The following is a 19,758-nucleotide window of genomic DNA, read 5'->3' on the forward strand; positions in this document are numbered from 1 at the left end:
AAATCCCCTCCTTTTAACATTAAAAATCAAATGAATTAAGCACAGTTTGCAACTTAAGAGCAAGCCCCATATTTCCTTTTATCTTTAGTTTCCCCCCCATAAATGCTGCTGTTGGATTTAAATCACCTGCCACTAAGTCACGGAAATGGTCTGCCTTAAGCGTGAGTATTACGTACGGATCTTGTTCAGCCCCTTCAACAGTACGTGGGCCATTTTCATCAATAATCAGCTGATAAGTGCCTTCATCCTCATCTTTAATATTAAACTGATACACCCCTTCTTTTCCTTTTGTGACAGATGGATCTGTTTTAACGGCTGCATCAATGATTTGAAACACTTCCTGCATACTTGGCTTCACATAATTTTTTGCCATAAAACTCTCCTCCCAAAAATTTACTTAAATACATTATAAACGCTCTATAATCGTGGCTGTTGCCATTCCAAAGCCGATACACATGACTTGTAAGCCATATTTTCCACCCGTATCTTCTAATGAGTGAAGTAAGGTTGTTGCAATTCGCGCTCCGCTTGCTCCCAAAGGATGACCAAGAGCAATAGCTCCTCCACGTGGATTTACCTTACTCATATCAGGCTTCAATTCCCTTTCCCAGGCTTTTACAACTGAGGCAAAGGCTTCATTAATTTCGATGACGTCCATTTGATTGATGGTTAATCCCGATTTCTTCAGGACTTTTTTAGTCGCAGGAATGACCCCTGTTAACATAATGATTGGATCCACCCCAACAACAGCACGAGCTAATACTTTTGCTCGTGGCTTAACATCCAGCTTCTCAGCTTTTTCACGGGACATTAGTAAGACACCCGAAGCACCATCACTGATTTGACTGGAATTACCTGCTGTTACTACACCATTATCCGGTTGAAAGGAAGGTGTTAATTCTGCTAACTTATCTAAGGATGTATCCCTTCGAATTCCCTCATCGCGAGAGAACGTCTCGTTTCCATTTTCGGTTTTGACATTAATAGGTAAAATCTCCCTGTAAAATGCACCTTCATCCGTAGCTTTGGCCGCTTTTTCATGGCTTTGAAGAGAAAACTCATCCAATTCTTCTCTTGGAAGTTCCCACTGCTGAGCAATCATTTCAGCAGAAAACCCTTGAGGAACTACATTATACTGATTCATGAAGTCATCACTAAAGGCTCCCATGTCACTTCCCATTGGAACACGTGACATATTCTCTACACCACAGGCAATCGTTATATCTGCATCCCCCGCCAGAATCGCCTGGGAAGCATTATGGATAGCCTGTTGACTTGATCCGCACATCCGATTAAGGGAAAACGATGGCACTTCAACTGGTAAACCAGCAGCAAGTACAGCCATTCGGCCAATATTTCCCCCTTGTTCATCTGTCATGGTGACACAGCCTGTAACAACATCTTCCACCTCTTCCCCATTAACCCCATTTCGATTTACCAGTTCTTTTAAAACCGGTGTTAGTAAATCTACTGGATGGGTACTTGAAAGTGAGCCATTTTTCCGGCCGGTTGCCGTTCTAATCGCATCCACTATAACTGCTTCACGCATTGCAAAAAACCTCCTTTCCCCATAAATCAATTAAAACGTAAATAACTCAATGCCTCCTGATACATTTAGGCCAACGCCAGTAATATAGTTGGCTTTGTCAGAAACTAAAAACGTAATCGCATAGGCAATGTCTTCGGGTTCACCCGGTCGTTTAAATACGGTACGATTAATCATACGTTCATTCATCTTCGGATTGGCCATATGAAAGGCTTCCGTACCAATAATTCCAGGCACAATGGCATTTACATTGATTCCAAATCTCGCGCCTTCTAACGCCATTGATTTTGTAAAACTTAGTAACCCACCTTTTGTAGCCGAATAACTCGCCTGACCAAAACCTCCTAATGTGCCAGCTACAGAGGACATATTAATGACTTTACCGAACCCCTGCTCTTTCATATAAGGCCACACTGCTTTCGTACAATTATAAGCACCTGTTAAATTTACGTTTAAATCCCGCTCCCAGAAATCGTCATTTTGATCTTCAATTTGGGATAAGTGGTCTAAGGTCCCTGCGTTATTCACAAGTATATCGATATGACCAAATTCTTCTATTACTTTCGCAAACACTTCTTTTACCTGTTCTTTATCTGTAACGTCCATTTTGATTGCAAAAGATCTTCTCCCCATTTCCTGAATTTCATTAGCCGTTTTATCCGCATACATCACTTTAGTACTTTGCATCACTTGTGCAATTGGACCATATTTTTCAGCTTCCCTTTCATTCTCTTCATCTGTTTCAATAAGAATATCTGTAATCACTACATCTGCACCGGCTTCAGCTAAAGCTAATGCATCTGCACGGCCTAATCCCCGTGAAGCCCCGGTTACAACTGCTACTTTTCCTTTAAGTAATTCATCCCATGATGACATCACATATCCCACCTTTTCTATTAAAATTTCTTAAACCGGATGCATCTTCTAAGTCATGGCTGATATTATTCAAAAGTAATCGGATGGCAGATTTCCTGCCACTCAAATGTCTACGGTTTATACAGCCTTAACCTTAAAATCAAGAAAGCTTGCTAGAATCTGCATGTCAGAAACGATTAATCTTTTTTGTTTTAGGTTCTTTTTTACACAAATTGTGGCTTCTCTTTTTGGAAAAATGCCGCAAGACCAATCCCCGGCTCTTCTGTTAAAAAGGTATCAGCAAATGCTTTTGCTTCCTCTTGTAATCCTTCTGTTATTGTTCGGTCAGCTGCATTCATAGCACGCTTAGCAAGACCCATCGCATGAACAGCACCTTCAGCCATTTTCTCTGCCAGGATACCTGCTTCCTCTTCCAGCCTTTCGGGATCGACTGCACGATTAATAAGTCCAATTTCTTCTGCTTCTTTTGCTTCTAATTGCTTAGCATTGAAAATCAGTTCAGTTGCCTTCGCTCTGCCTAACAGGTGAACCATTCGCTGGGTCCCCCCTGCACCAGGGATAATACCTAAAGAAACTTCAGTCAAACCAATTCTTCCTTTTCCCATAATGCGAAAATCACAGGCCATAGCAAGTTCACAGCCCCCGCCTAATGCATGCCCATTAATGGCTGCAATTACCGGTTTTGGCATCGTGGCAAACCGATGAAAACAAGCCTGCATACGAGCACTTTGCTTTTCTATTCCATTTTCCTCTTCAACATAATCACCGCTATTTTGTATCATACCTTTCAAATCAGCACCAGCCAGGAAAATTTTAGGGTGATGAGAGGTAATCACTACAACACGGACAGAATCATCCGTTGTTAATTCCTCTACTGCCTGATCCAGATCCTGCATTAGCTCTTCTCCAATGGCATTTACAGGAGAATAATCAATCGTAAGCCATGTTACCCCTTTGCCACGTTTTTCTATTTCTATCGTCTGATAGGACACATAATCCCTCCTTATTATTATTTTTATCTTCCTTAGACCCGGATTTCATAAGGGGCATATTGCCTGCGTGCTACAACTAGATGCTGGATCTCATTGGTGCCTTCAAAAATATCGAATATTTTTACATCCCTATATAATTTTTCAACCAAATGGTTGTTTAAGCCAATAGGACCGAGAATTTCTAAACATTTAGAACAAACTTGTAATGAAATTTGACCTGCATATGCTTTACACATCGCAGCTTCTTTTGCATTTGGCTTACCTTGATCAGCCTTCCAAGCTGCCTCCCATGTAAGGAGTCTTGCTGCGGAAATATCCTGTTCTGCTTCGGCCAGCGTTTCAGAAGCTAAACGGAATAGCTCTCCGCTTTTTGGGTATTCCTGTTTCACAAATTCAAGCGTATATTCATACGCCGCCCGCGCAATCCCTATCGCCATCGAAGCAACAATTGGCCGCGTACTATCGAATGTTTTCATAGCCACTTGGAACCCAGAAGGTTTGTTGCCACTCGCTTCATAAAGCTTCTCTCCTCCAAGGAGATTTTCATCAGGTACAAAACAGTCTTCAAATAATAGCTCAGCTGTCTCATTGGCTCGAAGTCCCATTTTTTTCACAAGTTTAGAGCAGCTATATCCTGGTGTGCCTTTTTCAACCACAAAAGCACGTTGACCTGCGCGACCTAACGTAGAATCTACTGTAGCAAAAACCACTACCCAGGAAGCACGGCCACCGTTAGTAATAAATATTTTTTGTCCGTTTAAGATGTATCCCCCATCAACCTTCTTAGCAGTGGTCTTTATCCCTGATGCATCAGAACCTGCCTCTGGCTCCGTTAATGCATAAGCACCCCAGCGAGGTTTATCCTTGGTAAATATGGATAAGAACCGTTCCTGTTGCTCAGGAGTTCCACTACTTTGCACAGGAGGTCCGCCAAGCCCTGCACCAGGAAGGGACAGCGTGATTGCAGGATCTCCCCACGCCATTTCTTCGGTAGCAAGCACACCCATGCGATTTCCTTCACGTTCTTTTTTTTCTTTACTGCTGGTTTTACCTCCACCACCAAAAGAAGAAGTATTGAGATGTATCCCCATCTTATTTACATTATCTAACCATTCATCTGGAACTTTTCCTAATTTATCCGCTTCCATGGCAATGGGACGGATTTCATTTTTTGCAAACCAATGGGTCATTTCTTTAATTTGTTTTTGCTGTTCTGATAATTCAAATGAAATCACGACATGGCTGCCTCCTTTTCTCCTTTAATCAATTGTTCTCCCCGTTTTGTAAGCATTTGTTTTTCACGACCATAAAGGGCAACCTGTGCCTGAGCATCACGCATCCATTTTTCGACTAGATATTCCTGAACATATCCATGTCCGCCCAATAATTGAACAGCTGAGTCTGTTACATAACGAAGGGATCGATGAGCTCGATATAGGGCACGTAAACTTAATCCTTCAGCCCTTTCATCCTGCTCATCTACTTTTAATGCAGCTTCCCACACGAGATGATTCGCTGCTTTTGCTTCCATTGCCATCTCCGCAACTCGAAAGGATACGCCCTGAAATTTCGCAATTTCCTTGCCAAATGCTTTTCTGCCTGCTGTATACTCTATTGCATAATCCAGAGCGGCTTCCATAAGTCCGACTTCTTTAGCTGCTTGTAATATACGAATTCTACTTCTACATTTCTTTATTAAATCTGATGCCTCCCTGCCCTTGGCAATCACCTGACTCTGGGAAACGGGTATGTCTTGAAACGTTAGCCTTGAAAGACCAGATGCTATCAACCCCAAGCGATAATCACCCTCTTCGATTTCCCATGGATGGTGCTTTTGATCCAGCCATAAAAGAACAGCTTCTCCTTCTGAAGCAGTAGCAGCTAGCAGTACATAATCCGCGAAATTAGCTAATCGTACTGGTTCTGTGGTTCCACTAAGAAGATACTCTGTATCTTTTTGGGTAACGCTAAAATTTGTTAATGAATGTTCATCAATATCTAAAAAAGCAAGCGTTCCCCCTTCTGTAACATCTTTTTTATAAGATTGAAGTACCGGACTATCCGGAATTAAACGAAGCATTGAAGCAGCATCACCAGTACCTGGTAAGCCTTGCACTACATCCAGATCACCGTAAGCTAAAGCTTGCCAAATTTGTGACTGTGAAATTAACGGTAGTTCTAAACCTTTCCAATATTCAGTTAATTCCAGTGATAAAAGTCCTAGTTCACGAATTTCCTTAACTAACGTTTGATCAACTTGACCGTTTTGCTCAATATTTCTGGCAATTGGACGAATTTTATCCTTCGCCAATCCTTTAGCTACCTCAACAAACGATACTTCATCTTCTGTGGGATGAAATGAAATCACGCCTGTTCCTCCTTTGATTTAACAGCTTTAACCAGTGAGGAAATCCTTCCCTCACTGGTTGTTATTTACTTGGAAGCTGCTTTATAAGATGAAAGAATGTTCTGAAGTTTCAATGCAAGTCCCATATTCCCTTTGATTTTAAGGCGGCCACTCATAAAGGCTTGTGTTCCATTTAAATTCCCTTCAGAAAGCGCTTTAAAATCTTCGGTATTCATCTTTAGTGTGCAGTCTGCCTCTTCATCTGTTCCTTGTTTCGCATAGCTATTCTCTCCACGCAAAACGAGCTGATAAGGCTCTTCTCCTTCTAATTCAAATTGATAAACGGCGTTAAACCCTTCTACATGACTTGGGTTCTCCCCTAATGCCGTATTAATCTCCTCAAAAATTTCTTTTGCTTCTGACATCTTGTCATTCCTCCCTAAAAAAATCTAATCTTAACCTATTTTCATCATAGGGCTTTGACACTCATTTCAAAATTCCGAAAATAATAGGTTGTTTTTGTTCATTAACCAGGTATAACCCGAACATTGTATGGTTTCTATCATTTGCTGTCATTACTGCTAGTCGGAATAGCAGGAACGAATGAGATTTAACCGGGAAAAGAGACCACAAGTAATAAGCTCGCGCCGAACCCGATTCGGAAAAATCTTTTTGACAATTTCACGATCCTTATACCCTAATTGGTGTAAGCGAAGAACTTCATCCCTCACTTGTTCTAGATAATGAATTTTTTCCATTATCTTTTCCTTACCATTTGAAACACGGCCTTCATGCCCGCCAAAAATTGTATGAAAGCATAACTTCTGAAGCTTTTTTAATGAATCAATATAGGAAGAAACGGATTCATGCTTTAAAAACACTTTTGGGTAAGCTGTGATATATAAATCCCCTGTAAAAAGCCACCCCTTGTTCGGTTCTAAAAGACATACATGGTCAAGCGTATGTGCTGGTGTAGATATAGGGAAAAACTGATAATTAAAGGTGCGTACCTCTGCAGGATACACTTCTGCAAAATTATGTAAACCAGCCTGTTCATGGGCAAAAATCTTTGGAGACTGATGCTTTGATAACCAGGGAACCATACCAGAATGATCATTATGATGATGTGTAAGAGCCACCGATTGAATATCCCATAATTTATAAATACGGGAAAGTTTTCGCTTTTGAATGGTCGGGCCCGTATCAATGAGTAAACCATCAATAAAATAGCAATAAACTGACATTTCACCAAAAAAAGGACTAACGGGAATTTTGACACTATAAAGGTCATTGTTCTTCAGTATTTTCATTGTGCCACCTCAAAGACATTACGTTTAACACCATTTAATAATGTTTCCCCCAGAAAAGCTATCCCTATAAGTATAGGATTGTCAAACCCTATAAAAACACGTAAAACTGTACAGATATCGTCATTTTCCGGTAAAATATAGTTAGATACTGGTTACTCGGGAGGATAATAATGGGTTTAAAATCAAAAATATATAAGATTTTAAAAATTTGGAATGATGTAGATGCGGTTCGCAAGGGGAAAGTCGGAAAGAGAATGGGAAGACGTACGACGGGAAAAGCCGCAGGAAAAGTGATACGAAAACTATTTAAGTAAGGATTAATCATGCTCTAAACACACCATTAATTCTGAGGGAAAGCAAGCTTATAAACAGCTTCTATTCGTGTTTTAGATTTCTTATTATTCTAAGAAGTAACAAACCCTCTTTATCGCTAAACATAGATGTAAAACGAACAAAGAGGGCTTACCACTGTCATTTTCACATTTAAGAAACCTTATGCTCTAAACGCAGCCGGTCCGCTACCATGGCAATAAATTCTGAATTTGTTGGTTTTGCTTTTGACATATTCACAGTATAACCGAATAATTTTGAAATGGAATCGACATTTCCACGGTTCCAGGCAACTTCAATCGCATGGCGAATTGCCCGTTCTACACGGGATGCCGTTGTGTTAAATTGCTTTGCGATATCCGGATAAAGAACTTTCGTGATTGAACCTAATAATTCGATATCGTGATAAACCATAGAAATGGCTGTACGTAAATACATGTAACCTTTAATATGTGCAGGTACTCCGATTTCATGGATAATATTTGTAATACTTGCGTCAAGGTCCACTTTTTTATTGGCTCTTTGTGCAGTTTGTGCCACACTAGGCTGAGGGCTTTTGATAACCGTTGGAAGACCTGCAACCTGTAACACCTGATCTTTTAAATGCTCCAAGTCAAATGGTTTTAGAATAAAATAGGAAGCACCTAAATCAACAGCCTTTTTCGTTACCTCCTCTTGTCCAAAAGCAGTAAGCATGATAACCTTCGGGAGATTATCCTTGTTTAATTCTTTCATTTTCGTTAAAACAGCTAACCCGTCAACATGCGGCATAATAATATCAAGTATCAGTACGTCAGGTTCCTTTTCCTCAACAACCTCAAGACATTCCTTTCCGTTATAAGCTGTTCCTATAACATCAATTTCAGCCTGATCACTGAAATAATCCTCTAATAATTGAACAAGCTCTCTGTTATCGTCTGCTAAACAAACATTAACCTTCTCCACAATTCTTCCTCCTCTATCAAAAATTACTGTATTTGTCCCTTCCACCTATATCTTATTCGACACAACCTTTAAAATCCCTTTTTATTTGCGAAAAAGTTTTAAAAAATTGTATTTAAATTGATTTTTCTTTAATTTTCTCTTCCTCACCCATATTTTCTACAATTTTCGATTATTTTTGTCGAATTTTATTTATATTTTTCCATAATTTGTTTCTATTTTACCATTCCTTTTGTTATATAAACATGCCATCAAATATAAAAGAAGCGATTTTGCTTGTCGCACAATCGCCTCTGTTATATAAAATGATTTCTATTATTACGTGTGAACTTTATTTAAGGGAAGATGGATTTCAACAATAAACCAGTTGTCATACAGCCTTGCATTCATCTTCCCATTCATTTTTTCAACTAACTTTTTAGACAAATAAAGACCTAATCCACTTGATTCTGGGTTTGTTCTGCTCGTGTCTTCTGTATAAAAACGCATAAATACTTTTTCAACAGCTACTTTACTATCCTTTTTGATATTATTGCTAACACTGAAAACCAGATTATTGTCTTCATTCTTATAGCTAATAACCGCTTTACTTTTCGCATAACGAAGGATATTTTGAACAATATTTTGGATAACACGTGTAAGCATTAATTTGTCAGCAATAATTTGTCTGTCGTTCATCTTTTCAGGAAATTGGAGTCTAATTTTCTTGTCCTCAAATTGTTCATAAAAGGATAAAAAGATTTCTTCAATTAAATGGGAGAGAGAAAAGGAAGATAATGTGATTTCTTTTTGGTTTGTTTCAATGCGAGCTAAATCATAAAAGTGGTCGGTCATTTCCATCAGGCGTTGGATAGAATTTGAGATAATCCCCAGGTAGTGCATCCTCTTCGTTTCATCTGTAATCTCATTTAAAAGTTGAACATAGCCATTTATGGACGTGAGTGGTGTACGTAAATCATGCGAGAGCCCGGTAATGGATAACCTCACATTCTCTTCCATTTGTTTTGCCTGGCGATTTTTCTCTTCAAATTTATCGATTACTTGATTCAATTCATCGACTAAATCCATTAAAGCGTTTGAACGAAAATCAATAAACAGTCTGCTGCCATAACTGGATCGGGTCGGAAGCTCTTTGACCGCATGTTTCAATTTCCGCAATTCGCGCTTTAAAAAGTAAAGATAAAGAAGCAGCGCTAATGCCATGAAGACAAATATCCATCCCCACATAACATTCACGCTCCTTCATTAATCAAATTTAAAACCTATACCCCATATTGTTTTAATGTAGTTATGTGCCTCATGTACGTTTATTTTATTTCGTAAATTACTAATATGCATGTTAATCGTTTTATCATTTTCAATAAATGGTTCATTCCAAACACTTTCATAGATATTGGCACGACTGAATACTTTTTGCGGATTCTCCAGAAACAGCAGAAGAATATCATATTCACGACCGGTAAGATGAAGAGTTTGGTCATTTATCTTCACTTCACGCGTGTCCAAGTTCAGGATGATATTTTTGTAATGAATCTTTTTCATATTACTGATTGAACTATTCGTTGCATGACGTAATTGAATGTCAATTCGAGCCAGCAGTTCCTTTACATCAAATGGTTTGATCATGTAATCATCTGCCCCACTCGTTAGCAGCTCTAATTTTGAACGTTGGTCGTCTTTTGCTGAAATGACAATCACAGGAATTGTTGAGTTATGCCTGAGTTCCTGAAGAAATTCTTCTCCATTCATCCCGGGCAGCATTAAATCTAATAGAACCAAATCTACCTGAGTTTGTGCAAATAGCAACTTACCTTCTGTTCCTGAGTAGGCACTTATGGTTTTAAAACCATGCAAATCTAAAGTGTCTTTGATAAGGGAATGAATAGCACTATCGTCTTCAATAATTAATATCGAAGTCATACCTATCTACCTACTTTATGTCTGTTCGATTGAAACAGAGAATTCCTAAGGTTGATGATACCACAATTGTAAGGAGACTTACCAATACCATCTCAGGATATTTTGCGATATGTGACGGGTTTGCAAAATCTGAATAGAACAAGAATGTTTCCGTAAACCACTCGGTAACTTGTTTAAAATGTGAGGTCTGTTGAAAAATATCTGGGAGAAAGCCTGTTGCAATTGTATAAAGGAAACACCAAATAAGTGAGATACCACTATTTTTGGTTAGAAATCCAATCATCACATAGACGGATACGTTTGCTAAAATTAATATATAAAGCGTAATAAAAGACTTTATAGCAAAAACAAAATAATGATTTATTTCAGCAACTTCACCAAACCCAAATACGACTGTAAAGCTGATCATGCCAAGTGCGGTCAATACGATTACACCAAAGAGCGATACGAGTGCAGCCATTAAAAATTTTGACAAATAATAATGTATGCGACTACGGCCTAATGATAACACATTTCGAATGGTTCCATTCTGAAATTCTTCACCAATAAAAAAACAAATAAAAGCGCTGATAATGAGTAAAACAGTCAGTCCATTTTTTTCTATCATCAGAATACCTGTTGCCCCATTGATAACTGTATCAATTACTTGCACGAGTTCCTTTCCATGATTTACGGTTATTTGACTATTCACAGCCTGCATAATAGGAAGAATGGTTAAAATACCTAGAACAATCCAAAATTTTTTACTTCGAATAATTTTGATTCTCTCAGCTGTTAAAAGATTAAGCATGGGTATTTCCTCCTGTTAATTGTAAAAAATATTCCTCGAGTTTTTGTCTGGTCGTACCAATTCGTAAAACATTCACGTCAGCTAAGACTAAGGAACGGTTAATGGCAGCAACATCATCTATGTGTTCGTAGATGTTAATGCGTGTTCCATTAACGACTTCATAATCTTTTATCTCTAATTCATCCAGTACAACGACTGCTTTTTGAATCTCTGTTGTCTCTAATTCAATGTACTGACGAGTTTCTCGGGATAACTCCTCCTTAGAGAGTTCATGAATAAGTTTTCCATCATGCAAAATTCCGTAATGGGTAGCGACCTGTGAAAGTTCATCAAGTAAGTGACTGGATAATAAGACAGTAATCCCTCGTTCTGTCACTAATCGTTGAATGATTTCACGCATTTCTACAATTCCTGATGGATCAAGTCCATTTGTCGGCTCGTCTAAGATTAAAAATTCAGGATTTGTTATTAGCGTTAAGGCAATTGCTAAACGCTGTCGCATTCCTAATGAAAAGTTCTTCGCTTTCTTTTTACCTGTATTCCCAAGATTCATTAAGCGAAGTAAATCATCAATCTCACGTTCACTTACACCACCATTTGCTGCTTGAACTTTTAAATTCTCTCGAGCTGTTAAGTCTGGATAAAGTGCTGGTGTTTCAATGGATTGGCCTATTTTTCTTCGTGCATGTTGCAATCCCTTACTGCCAGTTTGTTCAAACAGTTCGATGTCCCCCTCATCGATTTTGATTAATCCCATAATCGTGCGCATGAATGTCGATTTTCCCGCGCCATTCTCTCCGATTAATCCGTAAATCATACCACGTTTAATTTCAATAGAAACTTTCTCCAGCGCTTTCGTGTTACGATATCGTTTTGAAATATTTCTTACTTTAAGAATCGTTTCCGACATATGAATCATCCTTTCGATGCTGATAAGCTTAGAATAAATCGCAAATATAAATAATTAGACCAGAAAAGTATAAAAAAATAGTAAAGAATTCGAGAAAAATACAGGTGAGACTCCGCAGTCTTGCGATGAGGATCAGTGTTCGCCCGCGGAATATGTTAACGGCAATGGCCTAAGCAACAAACTATACGAAAACAGCCAAAAACAAAAAACCGAAAGCGCGTTTAGCGACAAGCGGAGCCGAGTTGAGATTGACATATCCACAACATCTTCCTATACAGCAACAAAAGCGAGCTTTTTAGCTCGCTTTTTGTTGGCCATCATTTTTATAAATGTCAATACCTGCTTCCTGTAACATCCATTCGATGTGAACGCCATACCCACTTGTCGAATCGTTGACAAAAACATGGGTAATAGCTCCGACTAGTTTTCCGTCCTGTATTATCGGGCTTCCACTCATTCCTTGAACAATACCACCTGTTTCTTTCAACAGTTTATCATCCGTAATTTTTATAATCATTCCCTTTGTAGATGGATGCTTTTGTGGTACTGAACTTACAATTTCCACATCAAATTTTTCAACCTTTTCTCCTTCTAATACCGTCAGGATTTGAGCGGGTCCTTCCTTAACCTGATTAGATAATGCAATAGGCATTGGTTTGTCCATAACATCATTCTTCACATTTTCATTTAATTTACCAAAAATGCCAAATGGACTATTACGTGTGATATTACCAATACTCTTATCTTCCACAGAAAACTCTGCATTTTTCTCGCCAGGCATACCATTTTGACCTTTGTCAATCGATGTAACATTAGACTTTACAAGTTTTCCATCATGAATTTCAATTGGCTTTCTTGTATCCATATCCGAAATAACATGGCCAAGTGCTCCATAGCGTTTTGTATCAGGGTGATAAAAAGTCATTGTACCGATACCTGCAGCAGAATCCCTAATATACAAACCTAATCGATATTTAGCATCCTGTTTATCATATTGGGGTTCAAGTGTTGTTGTAAAGGTTTTTTCATTTCGCTTCACCTTAACATTGAGCTTTTTTCCTTCTTCTTTTTCTAAAATCGAAGCAACCTGTTCGACTTTCTTTATTTCCTTCCCGTTAATTTCCAATAAAATATCTCCAACTTTAATACCTGATTCTTCACCTGGTGACACTTTTCCTTGATCTGTCGGAATCAGATGATGCCCTACTACTAATACTCCTAAAGTGTGTAAGCGAACACCAATGGATTGGCCGCCAGGAACCACCTTTAAATCCTCTAATACTTCCACATTAACTTTTTTAAGGGGTAATCCAGCAAATTCATAAATTAAACTGCTTTTACCAGGTCGTTTGGGAAACACTTGATTTGAAAATGCTTGGGTTACGTTTTGATCTTCTTCTTTATCAGAAGAAGGCACACTACCGGCAAGGGTAGGTAATGCATAACTTTCCTGTTTTTCAAATAAAGTTACTTGATTAGGGATGGAAATATATTGCTTTACAGGAGATATAAATGGAATAGACAGGAACGAAACAAGGAGGATCAAGCCTATCATGATGCGCATGATTTCTCTCTTTTTCAACTTTGTCACACTCCTCGCTTCTAACCCATACCAAAATGTTAGCTGTACTTATAATTTGACCTTAACCTTAAAGTTTTAAACGGTGTAAACTACAGAAATAAAAGAGAACTTTTCCAATGATGGTAAGAAAATTGGATGGGTATAGCTATAGCTGACTGTATAATCAAGCTAAATCGGGGAGCTTGGCAATGGAACCTGCCCACATCAAGGCAGGTCTGGAGCTTGAAACAGAAAACGGGAGTACCTTGCTTTACCTGGAGGGTGACTATTTTAGTTCACTTGCCTGGCTAATTAATTCCTCAGCATGTTCTTTTGTCGTATCGGTTAATTCTGTACCTGAGATCATACGACCGATTTCATTTATTTTTTCCGAGTAGCCCAATTCGTTTACCTTTGTTATCGTTCGCTCTTGTCGTACATCTTTTTCGATTAATAAATGGATATCAGCCATAGAGGCAACCTGGGGAAGATGAGAAATACATAAAACTTGAGAACTGTTTGAAATGGAATAAATTTTCTCAGCAATCGCTTGAGCTACTCTTCCACTAACGCCTGTATCTACTTCGTCAAAAATAACACTCGTTACACCTTGGTGACGGGCAAAGTTTTTCTTGATGGCAAGCATTATTCTGGACAACTCTCCACCTGAAGCAATCTTATGAACTTCTTTTAAAGGTTCACCAACATTCGTACTGATGAGAAATTGTACTTTATCTAACCCATTCTCATGTAACCTTACTTTTTGCCCTTTCCATTCGGGATCATCTGCATTCCCTTCCTGAACCGTAAAATACACATCAAAGTCTGCTTTTTCAAGATATAAATCCTTTAACTCAGATAATATAGCCTTCTTTAGTTTTTGAGCAGCTTTTTTTCTTAATTCATGTAATTGTTCTCCAGCTAATATGACGTCCCGCCCTTTGCTTTTTAGGGATTGTTCTAATTTACTTAAATGAACATCCTTATTATCTAATTGTTCAATTTCTTCATCTATTTTCGCAGCATAATCTAACATTTCTGAAACGGATGAACCGTACTTTCGTTTTAAACGATTGATATCATTAAGTCTTGTTTCAATTTCATTTAGCCGTTCTGGATCAAACTCCATTTCCTCTAATTTATTACGCAATTCAAAGGAAAGCTCTTCAATCATATAATAGTGGTTGGAGATATCATTTGCTTTCTGTCCTAAATCCTCATCAAATTCCTTAATAGTCTCCAGTGATGTCATCGTAAGCGCTAACCAGTCCAAAGCTTTTTGTTCGCCGTACAATGCATAATAAGCATCAGAAATGTTCTGGTAAATCTTTTCGTAATTTTGCAAGGTTTTTCTTTCCTGTTCCAGTTTCACATCTTCATCGATTGTTAATTCGGCTTCTTCCAACTCCTGTTGCTGGAATTTAAGCAAATCTAATCGTTGTGCAATTTCCTGTTCGTTTTCACTTAATTCACGATAACGTTTTTCTAATTGTTTATACTCTCCGTAAATTTCCTTATATTCCTTTTTCGCATGCATAATTTCTTCTCGACCGTATAAATCTAATAATGCTAAGTGTTTTTCCGTATCCATAAGAGATTGGGTTTCATGCTGGCTATGGATATCAATTAAGGTTTGTCCAAACTCTCGCAAAATCGCCAACGTAACCAGTTTCCCGTTTACCCTGCAAATGCTCTTACCGGAAGATGTGATGGTTCGATTTAAAACAAGCATCCCTTCTTCATCCATTTCAACACCAAATTCATTTGCCTTTTCGTACGCTAAATGGTGTTTTGAGTCAAGGAAAAATAACCCTTCAATTTCGGTTTTTTTTGCTCCATGACGTACAAATTCCACAGACCCTCTTCCCCCGGCAAGGAGCTGAATAGCATCGATAATAATGGATTTTCCGGCACCTGTTTCACCTGTTAAAACCGTTAATCCTTCTCTAAAATCAATTTTTATTTCATCAATAATCGCAAAATCTTTAATCGATAGTTCTGCTAACACAATTTCCACCTCGAATTTTTGTGGATTTTTAAAGCATATCTAAAAAGCGGTCTTCAATTTCATCAATCTGTTCTTCAGACCTGCATATAATTAAGCATGTGTCATCTCCACATATGGTTCCCATAATTTCTTCCCAATCTAAATTATCAATAAGAGCTCCAATGGCATGTGCATTTCCTGGTAAAGTTTTAAGAACAATAAAATGTCCAGCCTTATCAATCTTTACAAAGGCATCAATCATTAAGCGTCTTAATTTATTTAATGGATTAAAACGCTGATCGGCTGGAAGACTGTATTTATACCTTCCATTAGCGGATGGTACTTTGACCAGATGAAGTTCTTTTATATCACGTGAAACCGTTGCCTGTGTAACATTTAAACCTAAACTTTTAAGTTCATCAACTAATTCATCCTGGGTCTCAATATCATTTTCGGTTATAAGTTCACGAATCTTAATATGCCTTTGTCCCTTGTTCATTACTTCTCCTCATTTCCATCAAAGTTATATCAAAGCGTTTTCTAATACTCTGTTTATAAATTAACAAGAAAAACGAAAAGTGGCAATAGAAGATAGCGGGGATTTAGCCATTCATGTATGGAGAAAAAAAGAGACTACAATCTCTAAGTAGCAGTCTCTTGGTGGGTATTGTGCTTATTTTCGTAATTCTGTATTTGCATCACCAATTATTTGATCGATGTTTATTGAATCATTTATATCTTTATTCTGCTGGCGACTCCATTTAAGATGGATTAAAAATTCTACATTTCCTTCACCACCAGTAATCGGAGAATAAGTCAGGTTTTCTACGGAATAGCCTTCCTTGACCGTAAACTCAATCATGTTTGTTAAAACTTCTTTATGGACAGCTGAATCTCTAACAATTCCTTTCTTTCCTACTTGTTCTTTACCAGCTTCAAACTGGGGCTTAATTAATGCAATAATGTCACTCTCGTCAAGTAAAAGCCTTTTTAATACTGGTAAAATAATCCTTAGAGAAATAAAGGATACATCAATGCTGGCAAAGTTTGGCCTGCCTTGCTTTAATTGGTCAGGAGTTACGTAGCGAAAATTCGTTTTTTCCATAACAATAACTCGGTCATCACTTCTTAATTTCCAATCTAATTGATTTTGCCCTACATCAATCGCATAGCTTAATTTAGCACCATTTTGCAGAGCACAATCCGTAAATCCTCCTGTTGATGAACCAATATCGATCATAATTTTGTCCTCTACCGAAAGTTCAAAGTATTTTAAAGCTTTTTCTAATTTTAATCCTCCACGACTTACATAATTATGGGTTTTCCCTTTAATTTGTATCGGTATATCTGCATTAACCTTCATCCCTGGTTTGTCCAACCTTGTCTGCTCAGAAAAAACTAGTCCAGCCATTACGGTCCGTTTCGCCTTTTCACGTGTTTCAAAAAAACCTCGTTCCACTAATAATACGTCTAATCTCGTTTTCTTCATCCTTGCTCAAGTCCTAACTTATTTGGTATTAATTCCTTTAAAGAGTTTACCACTTCATTTGTTGTTAAGCCAATTTCCTCCCAAAGTTTATTAACACTGCCATGTTCAATAAATTGATCTTGGATTCCCATTCTCTTGATTGTTAAATCTCTAAGAAAATGGTGGTCTTCAGCAAATTCAAGTACCGCACTACCAAACCCACCTTGTAATACATGCTCTTCAATGGTTAATACAGGTATATCTTCAGTCATAATATCCTTCAGCATTTTTTCATCCAGTGGTTTAATAAAACGAGCATTTATAACTCGAATAGAGATACCTGATTTCTCCATATGTTCACTTGCTTCTAATGCCATATCAATGGTTGTGCCAAAAGTCAGGATTACACCGTCATCTCCCTCTTTTAGAACTTCCCAGGAACCAATAGGAAATTGTTTGAATTCCTGATCTACTTCCATTCCTTTGGCATTTCCTCTTGGATAACGAATAGCAATAGGGCCATCACTATATTCAATGGCCGTATAGACCATATGCTGCCCCTCATTTTCATCTTTTGGCATCATGATAACCATATTGGGAATATGACGCATAAAGGAAATATCAAAGACTCCTTGATGTGTTTCCCCATCTGCCCCCACTAATCCGGCACGATCGATGCCAAACACAACATGTAAATTTTGTCTGCACACATCATGAACGACTTGGTCATAACCACGCTGTAAGAACGTTGAATAAATGGATAAAAAGGGTTTCATTCCTTGGGTAGCAAGTCCCCCTGAAAGTGTAGTTGCATGTTGCTCAGCAATCCCAACATCATATAAACGATCCGGGAATTCTTTTTTAAAATTCTCAAGCTTAGATCCAACGGTCATGGCAGGTGTTATGGCTACTACTTTATTATTAATACGAGCCATTTTGATTAAGGCATCACTAATCACCTGACTCCATGCAGGGCCCTTCCCTTTTTTCTTTAAAGATTCACCAGACTCAATTTTATAAGGACCAACACCGTGCCATGTGCCAACTTTATCCTGTTCAGCAGGGTGATAGCCTTTCCCCTTCTTAGTGATCACATGTACAATTACTGGTCCTTCTGTTTTTTTGGCGTAACGGATATTTTCAATCAGACTCTCAAAGTTATGACCGTCTACAGGCCCATAATACGTAAAGCCCAGTTCTTCAAAAAACATACCAGATACAATGAAAGACTTCATCCCATCCTTCAAATACTCAGCGGTTTGTGCAAGTTTTCCTCCAAAGGCAGGAATTTTTTTCATAAAACTTTCTAATTCGTCCTTGAACCAGTGGTATTTATTCGCACTTCGTAAACGGCCCAAAATATTGTGCAATGCACCTACATTAGGAGCAATCGACATTTCATTATCATTTAGAATAACGGTCAGGTTCTTTTTTTCATGCCCAATATGATTTAAAGCCTCAAGCGCCATACCACCTGTTAATGCGCCATCTCCTATTACAGGCACCACATAGTGATTTTCCCCTCTTAAATCTCTTGCTATTGCCATCCCCATTGCTGCAGATAAGGATGTGGAACTATGGCCTGTTTCCCAATGATCATGTTCACTCTCCATTCTTTTCGGAAAACCTGATAACCCCTTATACTGTTTTAACGTATGGAATTGATTGGTTCTTCCGGTCAAAATCTTATGTATGTATGATTGATGACCAACATCCCATATGAACTTATCCTTTGGGCTATTAAATTCTTTATGCAGCGCTAATGTCAGCTCAACAACTCCAAGATTAGGACCTAAATGCCCTCCTGTTTTGGACAGTGTCTGAATGAGAAACTCTCTTATTTCCTTAGCAAATGACTCCAGTTGCTCTACAGAATAATGTTTTAAAAATGCTGGATCTTTAATCAGTTTTAGATCCATTAAGGACCACTCACCTTCATTGGGAATTTCTCTTACTCTTTTTCTTTAAAGAGGGGAGAATTTTTATTCTTAAATTTTGTTCCATAAAAGCGATTGCCCTGCCAGCAAACAAAATAATTTTTGTAGAAGCATGGACACCAAAGAACTTTCCCAGGGCTTTTCCTCCTACTGTCAATGCTGCAACTATACTGGTAAAAGTAATGGATATCAGCATGTGCTGGGATGAATTTTCAGGAAAGCCAAACCCAAACGCTATTTGCAGTACAACAGTAGCTGAAGCAGTACCGCTTACAATCCCTGCTATATCCCCAATTACATCGTTACAGAAACTGGCAAATCGGTCTCTGTTTCGTACAATGACGATTGATTGCTTAGCTCCATATACTTTTTCTGCAGCCATGGAATGAAAAGGGACCTCATCAGCAGCCGTAGCGGCAATTCCAAACATATCAAAGATGACACCAACTAACACAATTCCTAATACAATTAACAAGCCAGCAAGCCAGCCTACACCTTGTAACAGGATGGATGAAATAATTGAAAAAAGTGCCGCTAACACGAAGGTGATAACGGCAATTCCTATACTAAATTGAAAAGATTTTTTAAAATGTTCGTTCATTTAAATACCTCTGTATGTAAAATATAAATATAAGAAAAAACTAAGTAGGGATGGTCATCTAAAGGATAAAAATTGCAGCTTAGGTCCAGTAGGTTTTCCCAGATGAATACCAAGAGTTGCCTCAATGGCGGTTCCCCTTTAAATTCATCTTAGCCCCGTCTCCGGAAGCTAGACTGGATTACCACTTAGCCTGCACCATAATCTCCTTTAAATGTCCTGATGGAACAGTCTAGGAGTTTTC

The 19,758-nt window shown here is 38.2% G+C and carries 20 protein-coding genes; 1 reads left to right on the forward strand and 19 read right to left on the reverse strand.

Annotation, left to right across the window (positions count from 1 at the left end):
* Positions 1-19: 19 nt before the first annotated feature.
* The 8 genes from BMX63_RS09875 to BMX63_RS09910 form a co-directional block, all read right to left on the reverse strand.
* The gene (locus tag BMX63_RS09875; protein ID WP_093134875.1) at positions 20-373 is read right to left on the reverse strand and encodes an SCP2 sterol-binding domain-containing protein; all 354 of its coding nucleotides are present in this window, start codon (positions 371-373) and stop codon (positions 20-22) included.
* Between the two features lie 33 nt (positions 374-406).
* Entirely contained in the window at positions 407-1,549 is a 1,143-nt protein-coding gene (locus BMX63_RS09880; protein WP_093134878.1) for a thiolase family protein, read from the reverse strand.
* A gap of 30 nt (positions 1,550-1,579) precedes the next feature.
* A complete protein-coding gene (locus BMX63_RS09885; protein WP_093134881.1) occupies positions 1,580-2,422 on the reverse strand; it encodes an SDR family NAD(P)-dependent oxidoreductase in 843 nt (280 codons plus the stop codon).
* 203 nt (positions 2,423-2,625) lie between these two features.
* Entirely contained in the window at positions 2,626-3,414 is a 789-nt protein-coding gene (locus BMX63_RS09890) for an enoyl-CoA hydratase/isomerase family protein (protein ID WP_093134884.1), read from the reverse strand.
* 32 nt (positions 3,415-3,446) lie between these two features.
* Positions 3,447-4,649, reverse strand: coding sequence for an acyl-CoA dehydrogenase family protein (locus BMX63_RS09895; protein ID WP_093134886.1), 1,203 nt, complete (start codon positions 4,647-4,649; stop codon positions 3,447-3,449).
* Entirely contained in the window at positions 4,646-5,782 is a 1,137-nt protein-coding gene (locus tag BMX63_RS09900) for an acyl-CoA dehydrogenase family protein (protein ID WP_093134889.1), read from the reverse strand. The genes BMX63_RS09895 and BMX63_RS09900 overlap by 4 nt, the downstream gene beginning before the upstream one ends.
* 65 nt (positions 5,783-5,847) lie before the next feature.
* On the reverse strand, positions 5,848-6,186 hold the full coding sequence (locus tag BMX63_RS09905) for an SCP2 sterol-binding domain-containing protein (RefSeq protein WP_093134892.1): 339 nt from the start codon (positions 6,184-6,186) through the stop codon (positions 5,848-5,850).
* A gap of 156 nt (positions 6,187-6,342) precedes the next feature.
* Positions 6,343-7,071: an MBL fold metallo-hydrolase gene (locus BMX63_RS09910; RefSeq protein ID WP_093134894.1), complete on the reverse strand. Its 729-nt coding sequence runs from the start codon at positions 7,069-7,071 to the stop codon at positions 6,343-6,345.
* A gap of 170 nt (positions 7,072-7,241) precedes the next feature.
* On the opposite strand from BMX63_RS09910, the gene BMX63_RS18030 reads away from it, so the two are divergent.
* The gene (locus tag BMX63_RS18030) at positions 7,242-7,385 is read left to right on the forward strand and encodes a hypothetical protein (RefSeq protein ID WP_177167259.1); all 144 of its coding nucleotides are present in this window, start codon (positions 7,242-7,244) and stop codon (positions 7,383-7,385) included.
* 169 nt (positions 7,386-7,554) lie between these two features.
* On the opposite strand, the gene spo0A is transcribed toward BMX63_RS18030, so the two are convergent.
* The 11 genes from spo0A to BMX63_RS09965 all read right to left on the reverse strand — a co-directional run bounded on the left by spo0A (position 7,555) and on the right by BMX63_RS09965 (position 19,517).
* Positions 7,555-8,370: a sporulation transcription factor Spo0A gene (gene spo0A / locus BMX63_RS09915; protein WP_245732812.1), complete on the reverse strand. Its 816-nt coding sequence runs from the start codon at positions 8,368-8,370 to the stop codon at positions 7,555-7,557.
* Between the two features lie 291 nt (positions 8,371-8,661).
* Positions 8,662-9,570 carry a sensor histidine kinase gene (locus tag BMX63_RS09920; RefSeq protein WP_093134899.1) on the reverse strand — a complete coding sequence of 303 codons (909 nt, stop codon included), beginning with the start codon at positions 9,568-9,570 and terminating at the stop codon, positions 8,662-8,664.
* Positions 9,571-9,588: 18 nt separating this feature from the next.
* Complete coding sequence (locus BMX63_RS09925) at positions 9,589-10,263, reverse strand: response regulator transcription factor (RefSeq protein ID WP_093134902.1); 675 nt, start codon at positions 10,261-10,263, stop codon at positions 9,589-9,591.
* Between the two features lie 10 nt (positions 10,264-10,273).
* The gene (locus tag BMX63_RS09930; protein ID WP_093134904.1) at positions 10,274-11,053 is read right to left on the reverse strand and encodes an ABC transporter permease; all 780 of its coding nucleotides are present in this window, start codon (positions 11,051-11,053) and stop codon (positions 10,274-10,276) included.
* A complete protein-coding gene (locus BMX63_RS09935; protein ID WP_220083824.1) occupies positions 11,046-11,963 on the reverse strand; it encodes an ATP-binding cassette domain-containing protein in 918 nt (305 codons plus the stop codon). The genes BMX63_RS09930 and BMX63_RS09935 overlap by 8 nt, the downstream gene beginning before the upstream one ends.
* A 295-nt stretch (positions 11,964-12,258) precedes the next feature.
* A complete protein-coding gene (gene spoIVB / locus BMX63_RS09940; protein ID WP_093135440.1) occupies positions 12,259-13,527 on the reverse strand; it encodes a SpoIVB peptidase in 1,269 nt (422 codons plus the stop codon).
* A 283-nt stretch (positions 13,528-13,810) separates the two neighbouring features.
* On the reverse strand, positions 13,811-15,532 hold the full coding sequence (gene recN / locus BMX63_RS09945) for a DNA repair protein RecN (RefSeq protein ID WP_093134909.1): 1,722 nt from the start codon (positions 15,530-15,532) through the stop codon (positions 13,811-13,813).
* 28 nt (positions 15,533-15,560) lie between these two features.
* Positions 15,561-16,010 (reverse strand): transcriptional regulator AhrC/ArgR, encoded by a 450-nt coding sequence (gene ahrC / locus BMX63_RS09950; protein WP_093134912.1) that lies wholly within the window; start codon positions 16,008-16,010, stop codon positions 15,561-15,563.
* Positions 16,011-16,184: 174 nt separating this feature from the next.
* On the reverse strand, positions 16,185-17,000 hold the full coding sequence (locus tag BMX63_RS09955; protein ID WP_093134915.1) for a TlyA family RNA methyltransferase: 816 nt from the start codon (positions 16,998-17,000) through the stop codon (positions 16,185-16,187).
* The gene (dxs, locus tag BMX63_RS09960) at positions 16,997-18,898 is read right to left on the reverse strand and encodes a 1-deoxy-D-xylulose-5-phosphate synthase (RefSeq protein ID WP_093134917.1); all 1,902 of its coding nucleotides are present in this window, start codon (positions 18,896-18,898) and stop codon (positions 16,997-16,999) included. Before dxs ends, BMX63_RS09955 begins: the two co-directional genes overlap by 4 nt.
* Positions 18,899-18,914: 16 nt before the next feature.
* The gene (locus BMX63_RS09965; RefSeq protein WP_093134919.1) at positions 18,915-19,517 is read right to left on the reverse strand and encodes a hypothetical protein; all 603 of its coding nucleotides are present in this window, start codon (positions 19,515-19,517) and stop codon (positions 18,915-18,917) included.
* Positions 19,518-19,758: the final 241 nt, after the last annotated feature.

The sequence above is a fragment of the Salinibacillus kushneri genome (assembly GCF_900111405.1).
In the GTDB taxonomy this organism is placed as follows: domain Bacteria; phylum Bacillota; class Bacilli; order Bacillales; family Alkalibacillaceae; genus Salinibacillus; species Salinibacillus kushneri.